The following is a 21,619-nucleotide window of genomic DNA, read 5'->3' as shown; positions in this document are numbered from 1 at the left end:
GAGTCTTATTTTTTACGTTTTGCGAACACTTTTTCGAGTGGGAGCTTGTCCGCTGCAAAGCCATATAGTGCTGCAAAGGGTAGAGCAGTTCTTGCCAGATAAGCCACACGCCATAGTCCGCCGTGGTTTGCACCATGCATCATCAGTTCTAGAGGATGCTCAAGTTTGACCTCTGGATTCGCTACAGATTCAGCATTACGCAGGTCATGAACCCATAGAGCAGCCATAATGGCATTGGTTGTTTCAGGCTTAAATGCTTCAACGTCAAATAAGCTTGCACCGTTAAATGCTGCTTTAAGCAATGGATTTTTGGTGACAGAGTGCGTTGTAGTTGAAGGCGCAATATTGATGCTGACGCGTTGGCCTTGTGAGCGTGCCAGTGTTGCGCGCCACTGCTGAATGCGTTTAGCCAAGGCATAGTTAGGTCCTTGCTCAACCACTAAACAATCGGCAATACCGTATTCTTTATTATTGTCTGAGCTCACTAAACCATGTAAGTTTTTCTTAAAGAAGTATTGTCTACTAAGCGTTGAAATACTTTTGCTGAGCATTTGTTGCGTTTTAGAGCGGCCATTAAATTTTTGTTCAGATGCTGTGATCACTTCCTCAGGCACTGCATAAACATCGGTTGGTGTACACATATACATCAAACTGGTATCCGCTTTCTGTTTGCTGACATATTGCATAATCGCATCCATTGCCACAGAAACACGAACATGCTTTTCGCCATCCAGATACGCAATGGCAGCCAAGTCTAACTGATGTGGGTTTTGTGCTAACCACTGTGCGATCTCAGGAGTCTGCGTGAGAAGATTTGCTCCGAGCTTTTCCTTTAACACTGAAACAGGCGTATCCGCATTCAATGCTTCAACAGATGGAGCATATAAGGTGGCATTGCCATGTTGAATGGTGTCTAAAATTTTGCCCCATACGCGTGGATTGGGTAGATCTACCGCTACGATATTGGCTTTCCATTGCGATAACCATGTGAGAGGACCTGCTTCAGATGCAGCGCCAAAAAGCACCATGGTCCGATCAGATAAATCGAACCATTCTGGATGTTCAACGCAGGCAATCAGTGCTTGGGCATGACTTGGTTCAATCACCCCAGCCTCTAACCATATTTGGATTTGAGCGAGTAAGCTCTCACCTTTAAGCTGTGTGCCTTTATAAGGCACTGACCACTCAGGCAGAGCGGTGCTTTCACCTTTGAGTTTAATAGTATGCAAGGGTGTTGTTTCAAGCGACATTACATCTTTAACAAGATATTTTTGATTGTCACGATAGAATTCAAAAACATGATGTGCCTTGTTTAATCCATCCTGAGCAATTTGAATAGGAGCTGTTTGATTGGCAATGCCTAACTCAACCAAGGATTTAAAATAGCGTGGATATTGTTTACGCCAGTTTTTCTCGGCCAACACCTCAACAGCAATTTGATGATCGACATTAGCTAGTGCTTCCGCAATAATTTCTTTCCCAGTGCGTGAAGTGCTGGCTTTTTGTGTTTTTGGATGAATTGGAAATTGAAGACCATCTAGGGGATTGGACATGCAAGAAATCTCACTGGCATTTGCTATTTATATACAGTTGTATACATTATCTATGCCAAATTGAATTCTCACTTGGCATTTCATACCAAATTTGTGTAAAAGTATGTGCAATATAAAGCCTTAGATATAGTAGACTTTTGCGTGAATAGTGATCTTTTAGGCTGGGTTACAATGGGCAAAAATCGTCATGACCAGATGGATAATCAAAATGATCAGGCCCGTAGACGATATGCCCTTCAAATGTTTGTATAGCACAGCCGATTAAAGTAAGGAACATCATCAATGTGATAAAGATAGATATGATTTTTATTGCAATCTCTCTCTTTCATGATTGTCCTGATTCTTATCTTAAAAGCATGGTCCGCCTGTGCTACGAAAATGTTATTGGATTTGTGTTATCGCCTGATTCAAGGTATTTGTAGCCTGTCAACCCAGTTTCAAAATGGGAGCTGAGTCAATTTGCTTAGGAAATGCGGAATTAAACGTGGTTCTAAAATGACAGTCATAATTACGCCATAAGCTGCACCCCAGAGGTGAGCGCTATGATTGATGTTGGAGTTACCTTTCTTGCCAGACCAGATGCTATAAGCCACATAGAGCACAGCAAAAATAATCGCGGGTACAGGAATAAAAAACACAAAAATCAGCTTCCAAGGCTCAAACAATACATAAGCGAATAGTACCGCAGAGACTGCACCAGAGGCGCCAAGGCTTGCCCAGCGCACATCATTTTTATGTTTTAAATAACTTGGTAAAATGGCGAAAATTAAACCACCCAAATAAAATAAAACGAAGCCTAAGTCATAGAAATATTGGCGGTAAAAACTTTCAATAATGCTACCAAAGAAAAACAGGGTGAACATGTTGAACAAAAGGTGCATACCATCGGCATGAATGAAGCCATGGGTAATGAAACGATCGTATTGTCCACGTTGCATTGCAGGTGGCCAAAAAATCAAACGGTTCATGACATTCTGGTTTGAAAATGCCACCATAGAAATAATGACAGTAATAATAATGATTGTAACTGTATGATTAAAAGGTAAATGCAACATTTCTGAGATGTTCTACAAATGAATAACTTGTAGTCATAATGCCATTAAATTGATTGAAAAGATGAACTTTCACAATAAATCCGACAATTTTGGTTGATTTTTTTTCATTACCCCGCATCTTCAGTTAAAATAGCAGCTTCAGCTTGAGGAAATGATTGTTATGTCGACTGAGAACAGCAGCACTGCAGTTGCAGAGGAAATTCCAAACTTATTGATTACTCCAACTGCACAAGAGTATTTACGTGATTTATTAGAAAAACAAAATACACCTGGTATTGCTGTACGTGTATTTGTTGAAAATCCGGGTACACCACGTGCTGAATGTTGTATGGCATATAGCGCGCCTGAAGAAGTGATCCCAACTGATTATCGTCAAGATTATCCAGACTTTCCTGCATATATCGACACACCGTCTATTCCATATTTGTTGGATGCGGTGATTGATTACAATAAAGACCGTTTTGGTGGGCAATTGACATTCCGCGCACCGAATTCGAAAGTGCCACGTGTAGGTCCTGATGCATCAATTGAAGAGCGTATTACTTACATTCTTCAGTCTGAAATTAACCCGGGTCTAGCTGGTCATGGCGGTAACTGTGCATTGGTTGAAGTTGTTGAAGATGAAGAGCATGGTTTAACGGCTGTATTGAAATTTGGTGGTGGTTGCCAAGGTTGCTCAGCGATTGATGTCACCTTGAAACAAGGTGTTGAAACGACTCTGCAACAACACATTCCTGAGTTACGTCGTGTTATTGACCAGACGGATCATACGCAGGCAGAAGGCGCGTACTTCAAATAATTTTTAAACCATTTTACCAAATAACCTCCTTAAATTAGGGGGTTATATTTTATCTAAAGGTAAAATGTAACTGAGAATAATTATCAATATTTATTGCAATATGTTTATCATTTGTTAAGATACCTTACGAAATTTACACAATCTCTCCTTCTTTTGTATTTGGGTGTATGCGTTATGGGTAAAAATCTGACGAGATCAACTTTGGCTTTGGCTGTTGTAGGGGCAATGAGTTCATTTGCGATGGCGAATGAATCGCTGACTACAGGGGCAGAAAAAGATACAACACAATTACAAACGATTGTATTAACGGCTGAGGAACAAGTTAAGCAGTCTCTAGGCGCATCTATTATTACGGATAAAGATTTAGAAAAATTACCTGTTGTAAATGATATTTCTGAATATGTACGTCGGATGCCTGGCGTAAATTTAACAGGCAATAGTGCAACGGGACAACGTGGTAATAACCGCCAAATTGATATTCGCGGTATGGGGCCAGAAAATACCTTGATTTTGGTTGATGGTAAGCCTGTGAATTCGAGAAATTCTGTGCGTTATGGCTGGAGAGGGGAACGTGATACCCGCGGTGACTCAAACTGGGTGCCCGCAGATGCGATTGAATCTATTGAAGTATTGCGTGGTCCAGCGGCTGCTCGTTATGGCTCAGGTGCCATGGGTGGTGTTGTTAATATTAAAACTAAAAAAGTCACAAACGAAGTTCATGGTTCGGTTGAACTTTATGCGAATCAGCCAGAGGACTCGAAAGAAGGGGAGTCAGGGCGTGTCAGTATAAATCTTAGTGGACCAATTATTAAGGATGTCTTGTCTTATCGCTTATACGGTAACTTTAATAAGACACAGCCTGATGCGATTGACATTAATAAGTCAATCAATAGTACAGCAGCAGGTCGAGAAGGTGTTAAGAATGAAGATGTTTCAGCACGCCTAGCTTGGCAAATTGTTGATGGTCAAACACTAACGTTTGATGCATCTTCGAGTCGTCAAGGTAATCTTTATTCAGGGGATTCACAACTGAATGCGGATGCGGAAGCCAATGCCATTCTTTCAGCTCTATACGGTAGTGAAACGAATACAATGTATCGTGATAGCTATTCATTAATGCATGATGGCGAGTGGGATTGGGGGAATAATAAATTTATAATTCAATATGATAAAACTAAAAATAAACGCTTATTAGAAGGCCTTGGAGGGAGTACAGAGGGTCGTATTAATACCGCAACTGATAAATCAACATCAACACTAAATACTTTCCGTTTAAACGGTGAGGTGAATATTCCTCTGGAATTTTATGTTCCCCAAAATATCACTGTAGGTGCTGAATGGATTGAAGATGATTTTAAAGATGAAGCAAACACAACGGTTGGATCAACTGGAAGTGCGTCAGGTCTAGATGCGATAGCTCCAAAAGACCGTAGCAATATGAGTTCACGTATCGCTTCTGTGTACTTGGAAGATAATTTTAAAGTTACAGATAGCACAGATTTAGTTTTGGGTGTTCGGTTTGATGATCATGATAAATCGGGATCGAATTGGAGTCCAAGTTTAAATATTACTCAAAAACTTGGAGACTATTTCATTTTAAAAGGTGGTATAGCAAGAGCGTATAAAGCGCCGAATATGTATCAGAACTCAGAAGGATACTTGTTATCAACAAATGGTAATGGGTGTCCTGCAACGATTCAAAACCGTTGTTTACTTCAAGGGAATGCCGATTTAAAACCCGAAACTTCTGTAAATAAAGAGTTAGGAATACAGTTTGCAAAAGATAATTTAAATGCAAGTTTGGCTTGGTTCCGAAACGATTATAAAGACAAGATTGCAGCAGGTGATGAAGTTCTAGCTACAGCTACAACAACGTCTGGAGTGAATTGGAATGTCTTACGTTGGGAAAATATACCTGAGGCCTTAATCCAAGGTTTTGAAGGTAGTATTGGAATGGAATGGGATGGAATAAGCTGGACCAATAACTTCACTTATATGATGGACTCGGAAGATAAGTCTACAGGCAATCCACTTTCTTTAGTGCCGAATTATACGATCAATTCAATCTTCGATTATGATATTACTGACCAACTGGATGTAAACTTTATTTATACCCAATATGGTCGTCAGAAGTCACGTCAATATGCTCAAAATCGTATTGAAGCTGGGGTTGGTTCAGGTGGGGCAAATGATGCACTTAAACCAAGCGTTGTAAAAAGTTATGGTATAGCTGGTATCAATTTGGGTTATAAATTTAGTAAAAATTTAAGTACACGTGTCGGAATTAGTAACATTTTTGATGAGCAGAAATTGAGAGACAGTGAGTCGACAAGTCAAACCTATAACGAACCAGGTCGAGCTTATTATGCGAGCTTGAAGTATGCATTCTAAATTATGAAAGAAAAAAGCCGCATAATGCGGCTTTTTTTATGGCTTTAAAATCGCTTGTGCTTGATCAGAATAATAAAACTGTTCTAAATAATAACGTGCTCGATCACGCAAGTAATGTGATTGGATGAGCTCTTGAATAATAGGATTCAATAAATCTTGAAGTTCATTTTGAATTAAAGCTTCGTCGATATTTAAGTCACGTAGGAGTAAATCAAAAGGACGTTCTTGGTTGCGAATGTACCAAGCATAAACACCATCATGCACCTGTTGTTGCAGATAGTTAGTTTGACGTATATGTTCCCAAATTTCGTGACCCATAGCGACGGTATGAGGCAAGTCTTGCACTTCTACATAATTTTTTAAAACTGATAAAGGCATGTCTTTGATTTTATGCCAAAGATTGGCTTGAAAATGATACAGCTTTTCATCATTAAAATTTTGATTTAACACTTGTTCGCTCATTTGACTGAGTTTTAAGATGTTCTTTTGCAAATAATGACCGATGGTGTCATTTAGGTTTGAGTCCGTGACGGTTTCAAGTACCGACTTGCCCATTTTCATAAAACTAGAGACACCCGGCACACGTTTGGTCATGACGGAGTTGTTTAAATAGTCTTGAATTGAGTGCTGAATGAGCTGAGTAATCATGGCTGAAAAAGCTGGGTTATTTACCACAGTTTTAATCAGGCGTTGACGATGCCCACTTTTACTCGCGACATACTGCGCAATTTTGTCGATGGTGAGTACTGGAATCACATCGGCAATTTTTGTTGATTCATTGATGGGGTGAATCAACGCAAATTTGATGTGCTCTGCAATTTGTGAAATCAGATGTTCTGTTGCAGGTGTGGCTAGGATTTGTTTTTGCAACAGCGCATTGATGTCTTCAAAGCTCCACAGTTGCTGCAAAGTTTGTTTTCTAAACCAGTGATAAAAGAGGGTGAATTCATTTTGTACGGTACTTGCTTGCGAAAACTCATGATCTAAAAAATTAAGATGAGCTTCAATGAGCTGCTCAATCATCGGGTGTTTCTGCATACGTACTCAACAAAATTAATTTAGTGAAATCAGTTTATCAGCCAATGGGTTTTTTAACTTTTGGGTTTTTGCAAGAAAAGGTAGGTAGTGCTGTGCAACGGCCTGTTCTGCTTCCAAAAGTGGCATATGACCAACATTGTTAAGGATGACAGGAGCTTCAGCACGTTTCAATAAGGATTTAAGTTCATTCGCCACTTCGACATTGATAATTTTGTCCTGCTTACCCCACAAAATGAGGGTGGGCGCTTCAATGTTACGGGTCACTCGGGCAAAAGAGTCGGTCGTATAAATGCGGTTTAAGGTCACCAATTGATCAATCACTTTGCTGTTTTTCTCAGCTTGAGTAATTAACTGTTTTTCTTGGGCGCGTTTTAAATAATAGGGCATTTTGATTGGGGTTTGCATGACACGTTGCATCACATCATCTAAATCGCCCGGTTTACTCACAATCAAGTGCTTTAAATATTGCGGGTCTTTGGCATAGTTGGTGTTAGCATTTTTATAAATCCCTGCACTGTTCAATAAAAATAAACTTTGCGTGTCAAAAGGATATTGCGCCGCATATAGCGTTGCAATTGAACCACCGATGGAATGTCCTGCAACATTCAGCTTATCTTGTATATGAATGGCTTCAACAAAACGGCGTAAGCGCTCAGTTACATTCGGCATAGAAATATCAAAATCATCTGGGACTTTGGTATCACCGTTGGTTGGAAGGTCGGGGATAACTACATGATAATAAGGCGTGAGAAACTGTGCTACACGATTCCAATTGTCCCGATTTCCAGCAAAACCATGAATCAGTAAAATCGTTGGTTTATCGGCTGCTCCGCCTTCATTATATGCCCAGACAATATCATCGACTTTAAGGGTTTTGGATTTTAAGCCAGCAGTAACACGCTCTTGAACAAGATAGCTTTGTAAACTGAGTTTGTCTTTGATGATGGTATTTTCCACCGCATGACTGGCGAAAGAAAAAGACAATGCCCACGTCAGTATGCTGACTTTTAAACAGTATTTTAAGAGGGGGTTTGAGCGCATCATCATGGTTCATCCTTAAACGGAGATGAATGAAAAAACTGACCGAATAAGATAAAAATGCTCTGATTTTGAATAGTTTTTATTTTTATTTAAGGGTCTGTTTGATTCTAATCGCTTTTATGCAAATGTCATTAATTATTTGTTTGAAAGGATATACCGCATTTAGATAAAGTGTGAACTGGATATCTATTCTGCTGAGCTAAAATGCAAATTCAAGAAAAATTAAAAAAATATGCAGCTATGTTTTTTGCAAGTGACAATCAATTTCTCTAAGATTAAACTATTGCGACTTAACAACAATCGGGTGGGAAAAAGGAATGCTAACAGCTCAAGAAGCTTTAAGCCGTCTTAAACAGGGTAACCAACGTTTTGTAGCGGGTGAGACAACCCACCATAAACAACTGTCTCACCATGAACGGGCAGAAATGGCTGAAGATCAAAATCCATTTGCCATTGTACTGGGTTGCTCTGATTCACGCGTACCTGCTGAAATGGTGTTTGACCAAGGTTTGGGTGATCTTTTTGTGATTCGTGTTGCAGGCAACGTGGTTGCACCATCACAAGTTGGCAGCGTGGAGTTTGCGGCTGAGCGTTATGACTGTGCGGTCGTTGTGGTACTTGGTCATAGTCACTGCGGTGCGATTCAAGCTACGATTGATACTTTGATGAACCCAGATAGCCCAGCTTCTGCAAACCTGATGTCGATTGTAAACCGTGTACGCCCTTCAGTTGAAACTTTGATGCAAACCGAATTGAAACATGACTTATGCAAACTGTCTAAACATGCGGTGCGTTCAAATGTATTTGCCTCTGTAAATCAGTTACGTCATGGTTCAGCTGTGCTTGAGAGTTTGATTGCCAAAGGCAAGTTACAAGTGGTTGGTGCTGAGTATTCACTTGAAAGTGGTGAAGTGGTTTTTTTTGACTTCTGATCAGTGAAGAAGGTCAGATTAAAAGGCGCTTTATAAAGCGCCTTTTATATAGTGATAAGCTAAATTTAATAAAATAGGCTGCGCTTTGGCGTTTGGGTGGACCAAATCTTTTTGCATCAGGCTTTTATTTCCAGCGACACCTTCTAAGAAAAAGGGTAGTAATTTCACTTTGTATTGTTGACTGACCACTTTGTAATTATTTTCAAAAGCCTTGCTATAGGCGGTGCCATAGTTTGGCGGTATTTTCATTCCCAAAACAACCACGGTGGCATGGGCTTTTTGACTCTGTTGGATCAATTGCGCTAAATTTTTTTGAATCATTTGAGGGGGCTGACCACGCAGTCCATCATTCCCGCCAAGCTCAATCACCACCACATTCGGCTTATGCGTTTGCAACAGTTTGGGTAAACGAGCTAAAGCACCACTGGTGGTTTCACCACTCACACTGGCATTGACCACTTTGTGTTGTTTCGGATACTGTTGGTCTAACCGTTTTTGCAGTAAATTTACCCATGCTTGCTGTGGTTCTATGCCATAACCTGCACTAATGCTATCTCCTAAAACCATCACGGTTTTTGCAAAAACCCAAGTGGGGCTCATGCACAGTGCAATCAAAACCAAGTATGAATTTATGCGTTTTTTAAATTTGCGATTTTGCACGAATATTTGCATATAGGGATGTTATGACCCAAGTTCAAAGTAATGTAAACATCATGCCACAAGTGATTATTTCTGCCCAGCAACTGACACAAAAGATTAAACTTCCACAAAAAGAACTCACTATTTTTTCAGATTTGCATCTGAGTATCACAGCAGGTGAACAAGTGGCCATTACAGGGCGTTCAGGTTCAGGAAAGTCCACACTGCTTGGTATATTGGCGACTTTGGATCAGGCCAGCAGTGGTGAGTTAAGTGTTTGTGGTGAAAGTATTTCCAAACTCAATGAAGAGCAGCGCGCAGAAGTTCGCCTAAAGCATATTGGTTTTGTGTTTCAGTCTTTTCAACTTCTACCTCATCTGACCGCGGTTGAAAATGTGATGCTCCCGCTACGGCTTCATCGTTCATTTAACTTTGTCGAAGCTGAACGTCGTGCTTTGAGTTTATTGCAAAAAGTTGGCTTAGAGCGACAGGCCAGCCAAACACCAAAGGTACTTTCGGGTGGGGAGCAGCAGCGGGTTGCGATTGCCCGTGCGCTGATTGCTGAACCAAAAATTATTTTTGCCGATGAACCAACAGGAAATTTGGACAGTCAAACTGCGCGAGAAATTGAGCAACTATTGTTTCAATTGAACCGTGAGTTGGGTACGACCCTGATTTTAGTAACGCATGATCATACGCTTGCGGAGCAGTGCCAACGGCATTTTGAATTACTCGATGGGCAGTTGATCGAACATCCTCGAACGGGAGGATAAAATGAATTCTTTATTTCAACCTTTACTGAAGCAAAGTTTTAAAAGTAGTGGTGTGTATTTATTGATTATTGCGTTGATTCTCGCGATCAGCGCCACGACTGCACTAAAGTTTAGTAATGAACAAATTCAAAACGCCGTAGCGTTGCAAGCCGCTGAGATGTTAGCAGGGGATTTGGTTCTAACGGACAGCGAAAAGCTCGATCCGAAATGGAAAGCACAAGCGACAGCTCTTGATTTAAAACAATCCGAAGTCACTGTCTTTAGTTCGATGGCATATACCAATGATCAGTTTGTTATGGTCAATGTCAAAGCGATTGATCAAGCTTTTCCTCTACGTGGAGAGCTACGCATTCAGCCAATTGCGAAGCACATTGCCTCGGGTGAAGTGTGGTTGAGCCGGCGTGCTATGGATTTGCTACAAGTCAAATTGGGTGATCAACTCAATATTGCAGATGGTGTGTTTAAGATTACAGGCTTGATTGAGCATGATTCTAATCAGGAGTTAGGTTTTTCCGGTTTCTCGCCAACGGTGATTATTTCAGAAGCGGATATTGCCAAGACCAATGCTATACAAGTCGGTAGTCGCATTGAATATCGTTTACTGATGGCAGGTGCAGCACAAAATACCCAGCAGTTTGAAGCAAATTTTAAGAAGCAAAATATAGCGTCTGAAGAGGTCAATGCGACAGCTCAAAGTCCTAATGCGGAAGAATCACAAAATAGCTTACGCTTACGCAATGCCAGTGAGGGCAATACCCGTTTAATGAAACCGATTGAAAATTTGGACACATTTTTGCAGTTGGCGAATATCTTAACGATTTTACTGTGTGGAATTGCGATTGCTTTGACAAGCCAACGCTTTGTACAACAAAACCAAGATCACATTGCGCTATTACGTTGTATGGGGGCTGCGAAGTCACAAATTCTTTGGGCTTACCTTAGCTTGTTGGGTGTGGTGTTCTTGCTTGCCATGCTGGTCGGGAGTGCCGTGGGTGTCGGGCTGGGTTATGGCTTGTTACAGTTGATGTTACAACTGATACCACACTTAAGTATTGCTTTTTCAGCGTGGGATATGCTGCTCGGACCGATTCCGATTGCCATGTTGACCAGTGCCGTAGTACTACTGGGTTTTGTCTTACCGAGTTTTTGGGAACTGTTGAATACTCCACCGATCCGTGTCATTCGCAGTCAAGAAAAATCAGTTTCGTCTATGTTTTGGATGTTACTTGCAGGCACGGCAAGTCTGGTATTATTTAGTATTGTTCTGACTGAAAACATGGTACTGACAGCCATGGTGATTGGGGCAATTATTATTCTATGTGCAGTGTTATACGTTGTGGTCTGGCTGAGTTTGAAGTTCCTGCGCGGCTTGAAAAATGCGGTTTCTGCCTATGTCCGTACGCCTTACCAAACTGCGTTTCAGATTACCGCTTTGGCTTTGGGACTCAGTTTAATTACGGTTTTAGCCGTGCTACGCACCGATTTGTTAGAACGTTGGCAACAGCAAATTCCTATAGGAACGCCGAATCAGTTTGTATATGGTTTACCGCCTTTTGACATGCCTGAGTTAAAAGCGAAAATTGAACAAAACCATTGGAACAGTACGCCGCTCTATCCGAATATTCGGGGCAGGCTGATTGCCAAAAATGGACAGCCTTTTGCTACGGATTTGGTGAAGCAAAATAATTCCTTACGTCGCGAGTTAAATTTAACCCAAGCAGACCGTTATCCTAAAGACAATGTAATTGTCTCTGGAGTATCAAAACTGACAGCAAAAGGACAAGTTTCGGTAGAAGCCAATACTGCAACAGAGCTTGGGATAAAAGTGGGGGATCAACTGACTTTTAGCTTACCAGAGGGTGTGATTCATGCCAAAGTGGCAAATTTAAGAAGCGTGGAATGGGAAAGTTTTAGCCCAAACTTCTTCTTTATTTTTGCGCCCCAAACTATGGATGAAAATGCAGGCAGTTATTTGGGCAGTTTCTATGTGCCTGAGTCAGACAAAGCGAAATTGGTCAGTATCATTCAACAATTTTCCAATACCGTTTTTATTGATGTCAGTTTAATTTTAGATGAAATTAAGCGCATCGTGACGGTACTGGTACAGATTGTCACGATCCTTGCAGTTTTAGTGAGCATTTCGGGCATTTTGGTTTTAATTGCTTGCCTGAACTTACTTATGGATGAGCGTAAACGTGAAGTCGCATTGTTGCGCTCATTTGGGGGTTCCAAGCAAAAACTTAAAACTATGCTTAGCTTAGAAATTGGCTTTATTGGTTTTATGGCGGGTGTAGTTTCTTGTTTGTTTGCTGAAGCGATAAGTGCGGTCGCATGTTATCGCATGGGCTTAGCCATTCAGCCACACTGGGAAATCTGGCTCATTTTACCGCTCTTTATGACTGTACTTTGTACATTGATTGGGCGTTATCGCTTGAGTTATCTCAGTGATATTCCACCCTTACAAAGTTTGAGAGAGATCAATCAATCGTGATTGATCTCTTAATGCGTGAAGAGTTGAATCTTAGAAATTGAGCTGTTGACGCATCATCATTAATACTTCAGACCATAGGGGCTGAATGTGGGTTACCAGGTTTTGGCAGTGTAAGTAAAACCAATACGAGCCGCAGGCCGCCAAAACAAGGCTTAGTGGCATAATCCAACGCTGTTGAGTTTTTTGGGAGAGATGCCAAAGTGCCGCCAAAACAGCACCCATCAACATGCCGCCAATATGTGCGGCATTATTAATCCCTGAAATCATAAAGCCCATGGCTAAGTTGATTCCCATCACGATCAATAAAGTCTTTTTATCTAAAATAAAACGTTGCTGTGGGAGCATCGGTAGTAGGGATAGAACCGTCAGTGCTGAACCCAGTCCCATGACCGCACCTGAAGCCCCTGCACCTACTCGTGGTAACAACTCTAGATTTGCTACGCCAATACGGAGCAGTTCATAACTGTCTTGAATGGCGAGATAGCCACTGAGCAAGCTCCCCATGAGACCAGCAAGGACATATAGTGCAAGAAAATAGACACGTCCAAACATTTGCTCCAGCACACTACCAAAAATATACAGTGCCCACATGTTCAACATCAGGTGAACCAAACCAAAATGAAAGAACATACTGCTCAATAAGCGTATCGGTTCAGCCAAGAAGGTGAGCGGTGCATAGTCTGCTCCCCAGCGGATGGCATCAGCCGTGCTTGGATTACTGACATCCATGCCATGTAGGACTTGCCAAAAAAACAATCCAACATTGATAGTAATAATGAGGGCGGTAATCCACCATAAATGTACGTCGAATTTTGTTTTGATTTGAGGAGGTGTAAGCTCGGTCATGCTATTCTTGCTAAAATTTTGCTATATTGCCCAAGCTTAGCATGAATAAAAATGATTTTTGGAGTAAGCCACTGGCATGAAAGTTTTTATTGTTCGTAGTTTGTTAGTCGTTATCAGCTTCGTGCTTTTGGTACAGTTGTGGATTTTTGCAAGCCTCGCGTGGTGGCGTTACAAGCCAGTGGAAACCACGATGTTTATGCGGATTGATTATTGGTCTGAGCCGTCTAAACCGATTCAACACGAATGGCGTGATTATGATGAGATCAGTGAATACATGAAAAAGGCCATTGTTGCGGCTGAAGATGGCAAATTTATGCAACATCATGGTTTTGACTGGGACGGGATTCAAGCAGCGCTCGAACGTAATAATGACACGGGCAAGGTAGTTGCAGGTGGTTCAACTATTTCGCAGCAGTTGGCAAAAAACTTATTTTTATATAACAAACGTTCATTCATTCGTAAAGGTCAAGAAGCTGTTGCAACTTGGATGATGGAGCGGATGTGGAGTAAAGAACGCATCTTAGAGGTATATCTGAACTCGGTAGAGTTTGGCGATAATATTTATGGCATTGAAGCGGCAACCCAACATTACTTTGGTAAAAGCTCCCGTAGTCTAAGTCGTGAGCAAGCAGTCTTTTTAGCGGCCATTTTACCTAATCCGAAATATTACCAAGATCATCAAAATGACCGTAAGTTACAAAACCGCGAGCGCATGATCCGAAAGTACATGCGTTATAGCGATATCCCATAATTACTTTGTTGTGAAAAAGCCCAAATTAATGGGCTTTTTTTATGAAATTGTCACAAAATTGAAGCATACTTATCATGATAAAACGCATTCAAATAATCAAAGGTTAGCTATGAATACGGCAGCAAGCACATCTCCTACATTACAACCTGAATATGCATATAACGACCGCTATATTAACCGTGAGTTATCAATATTAGATTTCCATTTACGGGTTTTGGAACAAGCTGTAGACCCTTTACATCCGCTTTTAGAACGGATGAATTTTTTACTGATTTTTTCACGCAATTTAGATGAGTTCTTTGAAATTCGTGTTGCAGGGGTTTTAGAGCAACTGAGTTTAGGCAATGAAAGCCGTAGCCCTGATGGTTTAACCCCTCGTCAAGTACTCGACCAAATTTCGCAGACTGCACATGCAGCGATAGAACGTCAGTACCGCATTCTGAATGAAGAAATTTTGCCAAAACTGCGTGAAGAAGATATTTGCTTCCTACGCCGTGGGGAATTGACGCCTGCACAGTCGTCATGGGTGAAAAAATATTTTCAGGAACAGGTCGCACCTGTTTTAACTCCGATTAGCTTAGACCCTGCGCACCCGTTCCCGCGTTTAGTTAATAAAAGCCTCAACTTTATTGTGACTTTGGAAGGGAAAGATGCATTTGGTCGTCAGATTGATTTGGCCGTTGTTCCTGCTCCACGTTCATTGCCACGTGTGGTGCGTTTACCTGATGAACTCACAGGTGGAAAAGAACACCATGTGATGCTTTCAGCGATTATTCATGAGCATGTATCTGATTTGTTCCCAGGTATGACTGCGACAGGGTGTTATCAGTTCCGTGTAACACGGAATGCCGACTTGGCGCTCAATGAAGATGTGGAAGACTTAGCCAAGGCGCTGAAAGGTGAGTTGAGCTCACGTCGTTTTGGTCGTGCAGTACGTCTAGAAGTGACACAAAACTGTCCAGCGCATATTTATAACTACTTGCTTGATGAATTTGATTTACATGAAGAGCAGTTATACAAAGTTGAAGGACCTGTAAATTTAGCACGTCTATTGTCCAATTTTAAACGTCCGCATCTACGCTATGACGCGCATATTCCAGTTATTCCTAAAGTATTGAAAAAGTCGGAAAGTATGTTTTCTGCCATGCAGAAACAGGACATTTTACTACATCATCCGTTTGAGTCTTTCGCACCTGTGATTAACTTGTTGCGTGAGGCGGCTCGTGATCCACAAGTGTTGGCGATTAAACAAACCCTCTACCGCAGTGGTGCAGACTCTGAAATTGTACAAGTCCTCGCAGAAGCGGCACGTAATGGGAAAGAAGTTACCGCAGTGATTGAGCTGCGTGCGCGTTTTGATGAAGAGTCAAATATTGAAGTGGCGAATGTGTTACAAGAAGCGGGTGCGGTGGTTGTTTACGGCATTGTGGGTTATAAAACCCATGCCAAAATGATTCTTGTGGTACGCCGTGAAAATAATAAACTTGTTCGTTATGTACATTTGGGAACGGGTAACTACCATGCGGGTAATGCGCGAATTTATACCGATTATGGCTTGCTCACCACCGATAAAGAGTTGTGTGAAGATGTACACCGTATTTTCCAAGAGTTAACAGGTATGGGGAAAATGGCGAAGCTGAAAAAGCTACTTCATGCACCTTTTACGCTGCATGCTCAACTGATCAACTTTATTGATGATGAAATTGCCAATGCCAAAGCAGGCAAGAAAGCACAAATTATTGTGAAAGTGAATGCGCTGACCGAGGTGCAACTGATCAATAAACTGTATGAGGCATCGCAGGCAGGTGTGCAAATTGATCTCATTATTCGTTCTATTTGCTGTCTACGTCCGGGTTTGCCAGGACTTTCAGAAAATATTCGTGTACGTTCAATCGTGGGACGTTTCCTAGAACATACGCGCGTTTTCTACTTTAGTAATAATGGCGATGCGCGTATTTATGGGTCGAGTGCCGACTGGATGGATCGAAATTTGTTTAATCGTGTTGAGGCATGTTTCCCAATAGAAGATCCTGCTTTGAAAAAACGTATTTATCAGCAGGGTTTGTTAACTTATTTACAAGATAACCAACAAGCGTGGTTATTACAGGGTGACGGAACATGGATACGTGCGACGCTTGCGGAGGGTGAAACTGAGCATAATGCACAGCGTTATTTGCTGGATGTGATTAAATAATTTTAGGGATTGTGCCTGAATCTGCAAAAGATTCAGGCACAAAAAAAAGGAGTCATGTTTGACTCCTTTTTTATGCACTAAAATAAGGTTAGTGCAGATCTTGAGTAATTTTTTGCAGGATTTGTAATAACACATCAAATTCGCTTTGTAACGGGGTGCTTTTACGTGTTACCAAAGCCAAAGTACGGCTTGGTGCGGCTTCAATTTGCTTAACCAGCAAGTCTGGATTGGCTTTGATCATATTGGTACGTACTGCAATTTCTGGCAATAAAGTAAAACCAAGATCAGCCGATACCATTTCAACCAATGTCGGTAAAGAGCTTGCTTTTAAGCGATGATCATTTTTACGTTCACCAATCGGGCAGGCGCTGAGCGTATGATCGCGCAGGCAATGACCTTCTTCCAGTAACATTAAACGCGATAAATCTAAGTCATCTAAATTGTTCGCTTGGCTACTTGGAATATCTGCTTTATTACACACTAAGAATAGGCTTTCTTTTGCAACTTCAGCAACTTTGAGGCCACGTGTATCAAAAGGTAGAGCCAAAACGATCATGTCTAAATTGCCATGTTCGAGTTTTTCTACAATTTTCTCACTTTGTGCTTCGTGCAAATGTAATTGAATTTTAGGCAGTTGCTTATGCACTTCATCTAACAATTGCGCCAAAATAAACGGAGCAATGGTTGGAATAACACCTAAATGTAAATCACCAGTGAGCGGCTCGCTCATTTCTCGGCTTAAACGCATCAGGTCTTGAGCATCTGCGAGTAGAACACGAGCACGTGCAACAACCTGCTCACCTAGGGGCGTTAAGCGCACATTTTGACGATCACGCTCTACAAGTACGCCACCGAGTAGGCGTTCAAGCTCCATAATCCCACCCGACAAAGTCGATTGGGTTACAAATGAACGGCGTGCAGCTTCAGTAAAATGCAGCGTTTCTGACAGTGTAACGAGATATGACAGCTGTCTTAAGGATGGTAATGCAGCCATAGTGTCCTAATGATTATGATTTAAAATGTTGTGCAAATAATTCGCTAAGATTTGGAATGAAGTGCGGTGGGATATCATGCCCCATTCCATCAATTAATTCAAATTTAGCACCCACAATTGCCTTTGCAACGGCTTTTCCGTGGCTAGGCGGAAGTAAACGATCCCGAGAACCATGCACTACAAGGGTTGGTTGTTGGATCTGTTTGTCCAGTTGCAATAAAGAACCTGTACATAATATTGCTAAAAACTGTTGAAGTACACCCGCTGGGTAATAACTTCGACGATATAATTTGCGAGATGTCTGAATTGCTTCTATTTGGTTGTGATAACCTGGTGAGCCTATGATCTTAAACACTTTTAAAGAGTGGCTGACAATTCCTTCTTCATCGGTTGATTCAGGTCTGCCGATGAGACTAAAGAGTTGTTTTGGGAAAGGCGGAGGAAGTAGAGGTTGATTGTTGCTGGTGAACATCAGCCCCAGTTTTTTTACTTTTTGTGGATGACGTGCTGCAAGAATTTGCCCAATCATACCGCCCATGGACGCACCAATCACATAACTTTCATCCAAACCTAAACGGTCTAGAAGCAAAGAAACATCATCTGCCATGTCGTATAAGTCATAGGGTGCACCACGGTTATCTAAACCTAAAGCAAAACGTCCCATCAGTTTAAGTGTGTTTAAACGTGGCCCTTGATGTTTAATTTTTGAAGATAAGCCAATATCACGGTTGTCAAAGCGAATAATACGAAAACCTTGGTCAATCAGTGATTTACAAAAAAAGTCAGGCCAAAATAGCAGTTGCGCTCCCAAACCCATAATTAAAACAATGGTGGGATGATGATCTTCACCACCGATTTCAACATGGAGTTCAATGCCATTACCTAAGTCGACTTTGGTTTCGCGCATGAAGGAGGTATAGGGGGAAAGATTATATTGGAGTGCGCTATTCATTGTTGTCATCCTCACATAAAGGACATTTATTGTTATAAATGTCCTTTTATTTAAACCTTAAACCTGTGCAGGAATCAAGTCTGGAACCAGTTTTGTCAATGCTAAACGTTGTTTTCCAGCCGTCGCACCCAGTAGTACGAATCCACGAAGTGTACCTTGACTATCTAGGGCTTTGGCAATCATGCCATCGTCTAACTCTTCTGTTTCCCAGTTTACGTCAACACCAATTGGTGCAGGTAAAACGGTCAATGGTGCAGCAGGGGTTTTCACTGCAACAGGCATAGCAGGGTAATGTACGGCAGTTTTTTCACCATTTAAGGTTTTTGCAAGTGCGCGAGCTTGCTGCATGATCGGCATAACATAAGGCAGTAGCAACCCGTTCACTTCTGCACAGTCACCTACGGCATAAATATGAGGTTGATTCGTTTCAAGTTGTGCGTTGGTTAAGATTCCGCGACTGGTTTGGATATCGGCATCCTTTGCAAGGGAAATGCTCGGTTGTAAGCCAATAGCAGATAGCACGACATCTGCCACTAAAGACTGACCGCTGGCTAAAGTTACAACATAGTCGCCATTTTCAATTTTAGACACTTTTTCAACTGTGGTGCCAAGGACAAAATGTATACCCGTTGCTTCAAGGTTTTCCTTAAATGCACTGGAAACATGTGTGGGTAAGAGACGTCCCAATGGTTGATTGGCTAAGTCAATTACTGTGGTTTGATGACCTGTATGTTGTAAGTCGTTGGCAAATTCACAACCAATCAGACCTGCACCTAAAATCACGACACGCTTATCTGCACGCTTTTCAAGTTCAGCCCTGAAAGTTTTGTAGTCATCTAAGTTATTGACTACTTGAATATCTTCACTGCCATCACCGGCAATCGCAAGGCGAATTGGATTTGCACCTACCGCTAAAACCAATTGTGAGTAAGGCTGTGTAGATTCAATACCATCTTTGATTAAGGTCAACTGTTGTTGTTCTGCATGAATTTCTTTGACCCAAGTGTGTGTAGCAATTTGCATTTTGAGCTGGGCTGCCATTTTCTCAGCATCGCCCAAAGCAATTTGTTCAGGTGCTTTATTCGCCACAAAGGCATTGGATAAGGTTGGCTTGGCATAGTTAGTCGCATCATCTGCACAGAGCATGAGCAGTTCTTGTTCAGGGTTGAGCTTACGAAATTCACGTGCTACAGCATAGCCTGCCATACCTGAGCCAATGATGACGATGGGATGCATAAGGTTCTCCAGAGATTATTTTAAGGACGTAAAAAAAGACCATGCTGCATGGTCTTTAACATTAGAAATTAGATTTCAACCATTTCAAAATCAATTTTTGACACACCACAATCTGGGCAAGTCCAATCGTCTGGGATATCGTCCCATTTGGTACCCGCCACGATGCCATCTTGCGGCCAACCTTCTGCTTCGTCATAAATCCATCCACAAACGATGCATTGATACTTCTTCATTTGACTCTCCAAAACGCTGAACAAGAAAGGGTTCAGCAAAATAATCCATTAAGCAAAATGCTATTGATCTGACTTTAGTAGCATACTCATGTAATCTAAATTTTTACGCAGTTCTATTACGAATGTAAAGTAAATATCGGAGTTTAATGATTGAATGTTTGAGCTAAAAGCGACGCTAAGGACAAAACGTATCATTTAAAACCAGATTGTATTTTGAGCGTATGCAGAATATAGACATGAAAATTGCTTAAATGAGGGTATTCGCTTAAGTTTTTATCTCAGTAAAATTCATGCCTTAGACTAAAGTCGGGCTGCATATCTTTCTTTAAATTGCTATTTTATGATTAGATAAATATATACCTAATATTTAATAAATAAATGATGTAATTAAAAACAATGACTTATAAAACTTCACTAAGTTTCCGTATTGGAATGTCGGGAGTTTTTGGCTGTTTTTCTGCAAGATTTGCTGTAAAATTCATCTATTCTTTTTCAAATTTCATTGATCTCCTATGAGCAACTTGTCTACAACGCTGTGGTCTCACATCCGTACGGTCCAAGATTTCCCAAAACCAGGTATTTGTTTCTTCGATTTAACGCCATTATTCATGAGTAATCTTGAGCCACTTACAGATGCACTGATTGCAAGTATTCCTGCGGAGAAGTTGGCTGAGGTAGACAGTTTTGTTGCTGTAGAAGCGCGTGGTTTTGTACTTGCAAGCTTGCTTGCGCAACGGTTGGGCAAAGGTTTGTTGTTAGTACGCAAGGCGGGTAAACTGCCACCACCAGTTGTAGGCGTTGGCTACAGTTTGGAGTATGGTTTAGATCGCTTAGAAATGGCAGCGAATATAGCATCACAAAAAGTGATAATTGTAGATGATGTTCTAGCAACAGGCGGGACATTAAAAGCAGTGAAGCAGTTGGTGAAAAAATGCCATCATGAAGTATTGGGTGCAAGTATTTTTCTGGATTTACCAGATTTGCATACTGACTTAGGTTTAGAAATTTGGTCTGTACTAGATGACAAATCTAAGCCAGAATCTGTAGCAGCATAATTGCGTTAAAAAAGCCTTGGATGATCCAAGGCTTTTTATTTATACAAATATTGTTGTTCTAGATGTTCAATCAATTGATTGATATTTTCAGGTTTCAGTAATCGGTGGTGTCCACCTTCAACGGCTTGTATCAGCATATAATTTTCTAATATTTCCTGTGCTGCATACATATCAATCAGCTCATCGCCGAGCTCCAAGTAGGCGACTTGGGGAACGTTGTGGTCTAGGTCTGTATCATTAATACTTGGATAATCATCACGGAAATCTGGTGCTAAACGAGGATTGGCAATTACACATGGAATTTGATGTGTCAGTGACATTTTCAACGCCCAATATGCCCCAATGCAATGCCCTACAATAATTTCAGGTTTTATTTTCTCAATAATATCGTCATAAAAACTGGCTACAGTAGAAAAGTTCAGATAGCGATAATCAATGTCGATACAAAACTTTTGTTTTGCATCAATCGCATGGAATTTGGTGGACTCACGGGAAGAGTCTAATCCATGCAAAAACAAAATTTTAGATTCGCATCTGCTCATATATTGTCATTCAATCAAAAATTAAATTCTTTTATTGGTGGCGAAAAGTTTACTTTTCCACGATTTATAACATTCATTGTAGAGTGATTCATATTGAAAGGAAG

At 41.0% G+C, this 21,619-nt stretch carries 19 protein-coding genes; 8 read left to right on the top strand and 11 right to left on the bottom strand.

Annotated features, from left to right (window positions below):
- Positions 1-5 precede the first annotated feature (5 nt).
- Together ACE01U_RS02230 and ACE01U_RS02225 are read right to left on the bottom strand one after the other, a co-directional pair.
- Positions 6-1,553 (bottom strand): hypothetical protein, encoded by a 1,548-nt coding sequence (locus ACE01U_RS02230; protein ID WP_395553168.1) that lies wholly within the window; start codon positions 1,551-1,553, stop codon positions 6-8.
- A 437-nt stretch (positions 1,554-1,990) separates the two neighbouring features.
- The gene (locus ACE01U_RS02225; protein WP_110975103.1) at positions 1,991-2,608 is read right to left on the bottom strand and encodes a rhomboid family intramembrane serine protease; all 618 of its coding nucleotides are present in this window, start codon (positions 2,606-2,608) and stop codon (positions 1,991-1,993) included.
- Between the two features lie 160 nt (positions 2,609-2,768).
- On the opposite strand from ACE01U_RS02225, the gene nfuA reads away from it, so the two are divergent.
- Both nfuA and ACE01U_RS02215 read left to right on the top strand, forming a co-directional pair.
- Positions 2,769-3,407, top strand: a complete 639-nt coding sequence (gene nfuA / locus ACE01U_RS02220; protein WP_004981041.1) for a Fe-S biogenesis protein NfuA — start codon at positions 2,769-2,771, stop codon at positions 3,405-3,407.
- Positions 3,408-3,581: 174 nt separating this feature from the next.
- Complete coding sequence (locus tag ACE01U_RS02215; RefSeq protein WP_395553167.1) at positions 3,582-5,798, top strand: TonB-dependent siderophore receptor; 2,217 nt, start codon at positions 3,582-3,584, stop codon at positions 5,796-5,798.
- Between the two features lie 36 nt (positions 5,799-5,834).
- Here ACE01U_RS02215 and ACE01U_RS02210 read toward each other — a convergent pair whose 3' ends face one another.
- A complete protein-coding gene (locus ACE01U_RS02210) occupies positions 5,835-6,836 on the bottom strand; it encodes a hypothetical protein (RefSeq protein WP_110975105.1) in 1,002 nt (333 codons plus the stop codon).
- Positions 6,837-6,851: 15 nt separating this feature from the next.
- Entirely contained in the window at positions 6,852-7,883 is a 1,032-nt protein-coding gene (locus ACE01U_RS02205) for an alpha/beta fold hydrolase (protein WP_395553166.1), read from the bottom strand.
- Between the two features lie 311 nt (positions 7,884-8,194).
- Here ACE01U_RS02205 and ACE01U_RS02200 point away from each other — a divergent pair, with 311 nt between their 5' ends.
- Positions 8,195-8,809: a carbonic anhydrase gene (locus tag ACE01U_RS02200; RefSeq protein WP_395553165.1), complete on the top strand. Its 615-nt coding sequence runs from the start codon at positions 8,195-8,197 to the stop codon at positions 8,807-8,809.
- Between the two features lie 30 nt (positions 8,810-8,839).
- Here ACE01U_RS02200 and ACE01U_RS02195 read toward each other — a convergent pair whose 3' ends face one another.
- Positions 8,840-9,481 carry an arylesterase gene (locus tag ACE01U_RS02195; RefSeq protein WP_395553164.1) on the bottom strand — a complete coding sequence of 214 codons (642 nt, stop codon included), beginning with the start codon at positions 9,479-9,481 and terminating at the stop codon, positions 8,840-8,842.
- 11 nt (positions 9,482-9,492) lie between these two features.
- Here ACE01U_RS02195 and ACE01U_RS02190 point away from each other — a divergent pair, with 11 nt between their 5' ends.
- Positions 9,493-10,221 (top strand): ABC transporter ATP-binding protein, encoded by a 729-nt coding sequence (locus ACE01U_RS02190; RefSeq protein ID WP_395553163.1) that lies wholly within the window; start codon positions 9,493-9,495, stop codon positions 10,219-10,221.
- A 1-nt stretch (position 10,222) separates the two neighbouring features.
- Positions 10,223-12,712 carry an ABC transporter permease gene (locus tag ACE01U_RS02185; RefSeq protein WP_395553162.1) on the top strand — a complete coding sequence of 830 codons (2,490 nt, stop codon included), beginning with the start codon at positions 10,223-10,225 and terminating at the stop codon, positions 12,710-12,712.
- Positions 12,713-12,742: 30 nt separating this feature from the next.
- Here ACE01U_RS02185 and ACE01U_RS02180 read toward each other — a convergent pair whose 3' ends face one another.
- A complete protein-coding gene (locus ACE01U_RS02180; RefSeq protein ID WP_395553161.1) occupies positions 12,743-13,558 on the bottom strand; it encodes a rhomboid family intramembrane serine protease in 816 nt (271 codons plus the stop codon).
- Positions 13,559-13,634: 76 nt separating this feature from the next.
- Between ACE01U_RS02180 and mtgA the strand changes: the two genes are divergently transcribed.
- Together mtgA and ppk1 are read left to right on the top strand one after the other, a co-directional pair.
- Positions 13,635-14,309, top strand: coding sequence for a monofunctional biosynthetic peptidoglycan transglycosylase (gene mtgA / locus ACE01U_RS02175; RefSeq protein WP_086208461.1), 675 nt, complete (start codon positions 13,635-13,637; stop codon positions 14,307-14,309).
- A gap of 109 nt (positions 14,310-14,418) precedes the next feature.
- Positions 14,419-16,503, top strand: coding sequence for a polyphosphate kinase 1 (gene ppk1, locus ACE01U_RS02170; RefSeq protein ID WP_119063585.1), 2,085 nt, complete (start codon positions 14,419-14,421; stop codon positions 16,501-16,503).
- Between the two features lie 88 nt (positions 16,504-16,591).
- On the opposite strand, the gene oxyR is transcribed toward ppk1, so the two are convergent.
- From oxyR to rubA, 4 genes are all read right to left on the bottom strand, one after another.
- Positions 16,592-17,497, bottom strand: coding sequence for a LysR family transcriptional regulator OxyR (gene oxyR, locus ACE01U_RS02165; protein WP_110975111.1), 906 nt, complete (start codon positions 17,495-17,497; stop codon positions 16,592-16,594).
- A 13-nt stretch (positions 17,498-17,510) separates the two neighbouring features.
- A complete protein-coding gene (gene estB / locus ACE01U_RS02160; RefSeq protein WP_086208459.1) occupies positions 17,511-18,449 on the bottom strand; it encodes an esterase EstB in 939 nt (312 codons plus the stop codon).
- A 57-nt stretch (positions 18,450-18,506) separates the two neighbouring features.
- Positions 18,507-19,685: an NAD(P)/FAD-dependent oxidoreductase gene (locus tag ACE01U_RS02155; RefSeq protein WP_395553160.1), complete on the bottom strand. Its 1,179-nt coding sequence runs from the start codon at positions 19,683-19,685 to the stop codon at positions 18,507-18,509.
- A gap of 68 nt (positions 19,686-19,753) precedes the next feature.
- A complete protein-coding gene (gene rubA / locus ACE01U_RS02150) occupies positions 19,754-19,918 on the bottom strand; it encodes a rubredoxin RubA (RefSeq protein ID WP_004694381.1) in 165 nt (54 codons plus the stop codon).
- Positions 19,919-20,430: 512 nt separating this feature from the next.
- Here rubA and ACE01U_RS02145 point away from each other — a divergent pair.
- The gene (locus ACE01U_RS02145) at positions 20,431-20,973 is read left to right on the top strand and encodes an adenine phosphoribosyltransferase (RefSeq protein WP_110975112.1); all 543 of its coding nucleotides are present in this window, start codon (positions 20,431-20,433) and stop codon (positions 20,971-20,973) included.
- A 35-nt stretch (positions 20,974-21,008) separates the two neighbouring features.
- Here the strand turns inward: ACE01U_RS02145 and ACE01U_RS02140 are convergent, their stop codons facing one another.
- The gene (locus ACE01U_RS02140) at positions 21,009-21,515 is read right to left on the bottom strand and encodes a YqiA/YcfP family alpha/beta fold hydrolase (protein ID WP_086208456.1); all 507 of its coding nucleotides are present in this window, start codon (positions 21,513-21,515) and stop codon (positions 21,009-21,011) included.
- Positions 21,516-21,619: the final 104 nt, after the last annotated feature.

This window comes from Acinetobacter halobius, from assembly GCF_044130335.1.
Taxonomy (GTDB): Bacteria; Pseudomonadota; Gammaproteobacteria; order Pseudomonadales; family Moraxellaceae; genus Acinetobacter.
This window is presented reverse-complemented; position numbering and strand designations above follow the sequence as displayed.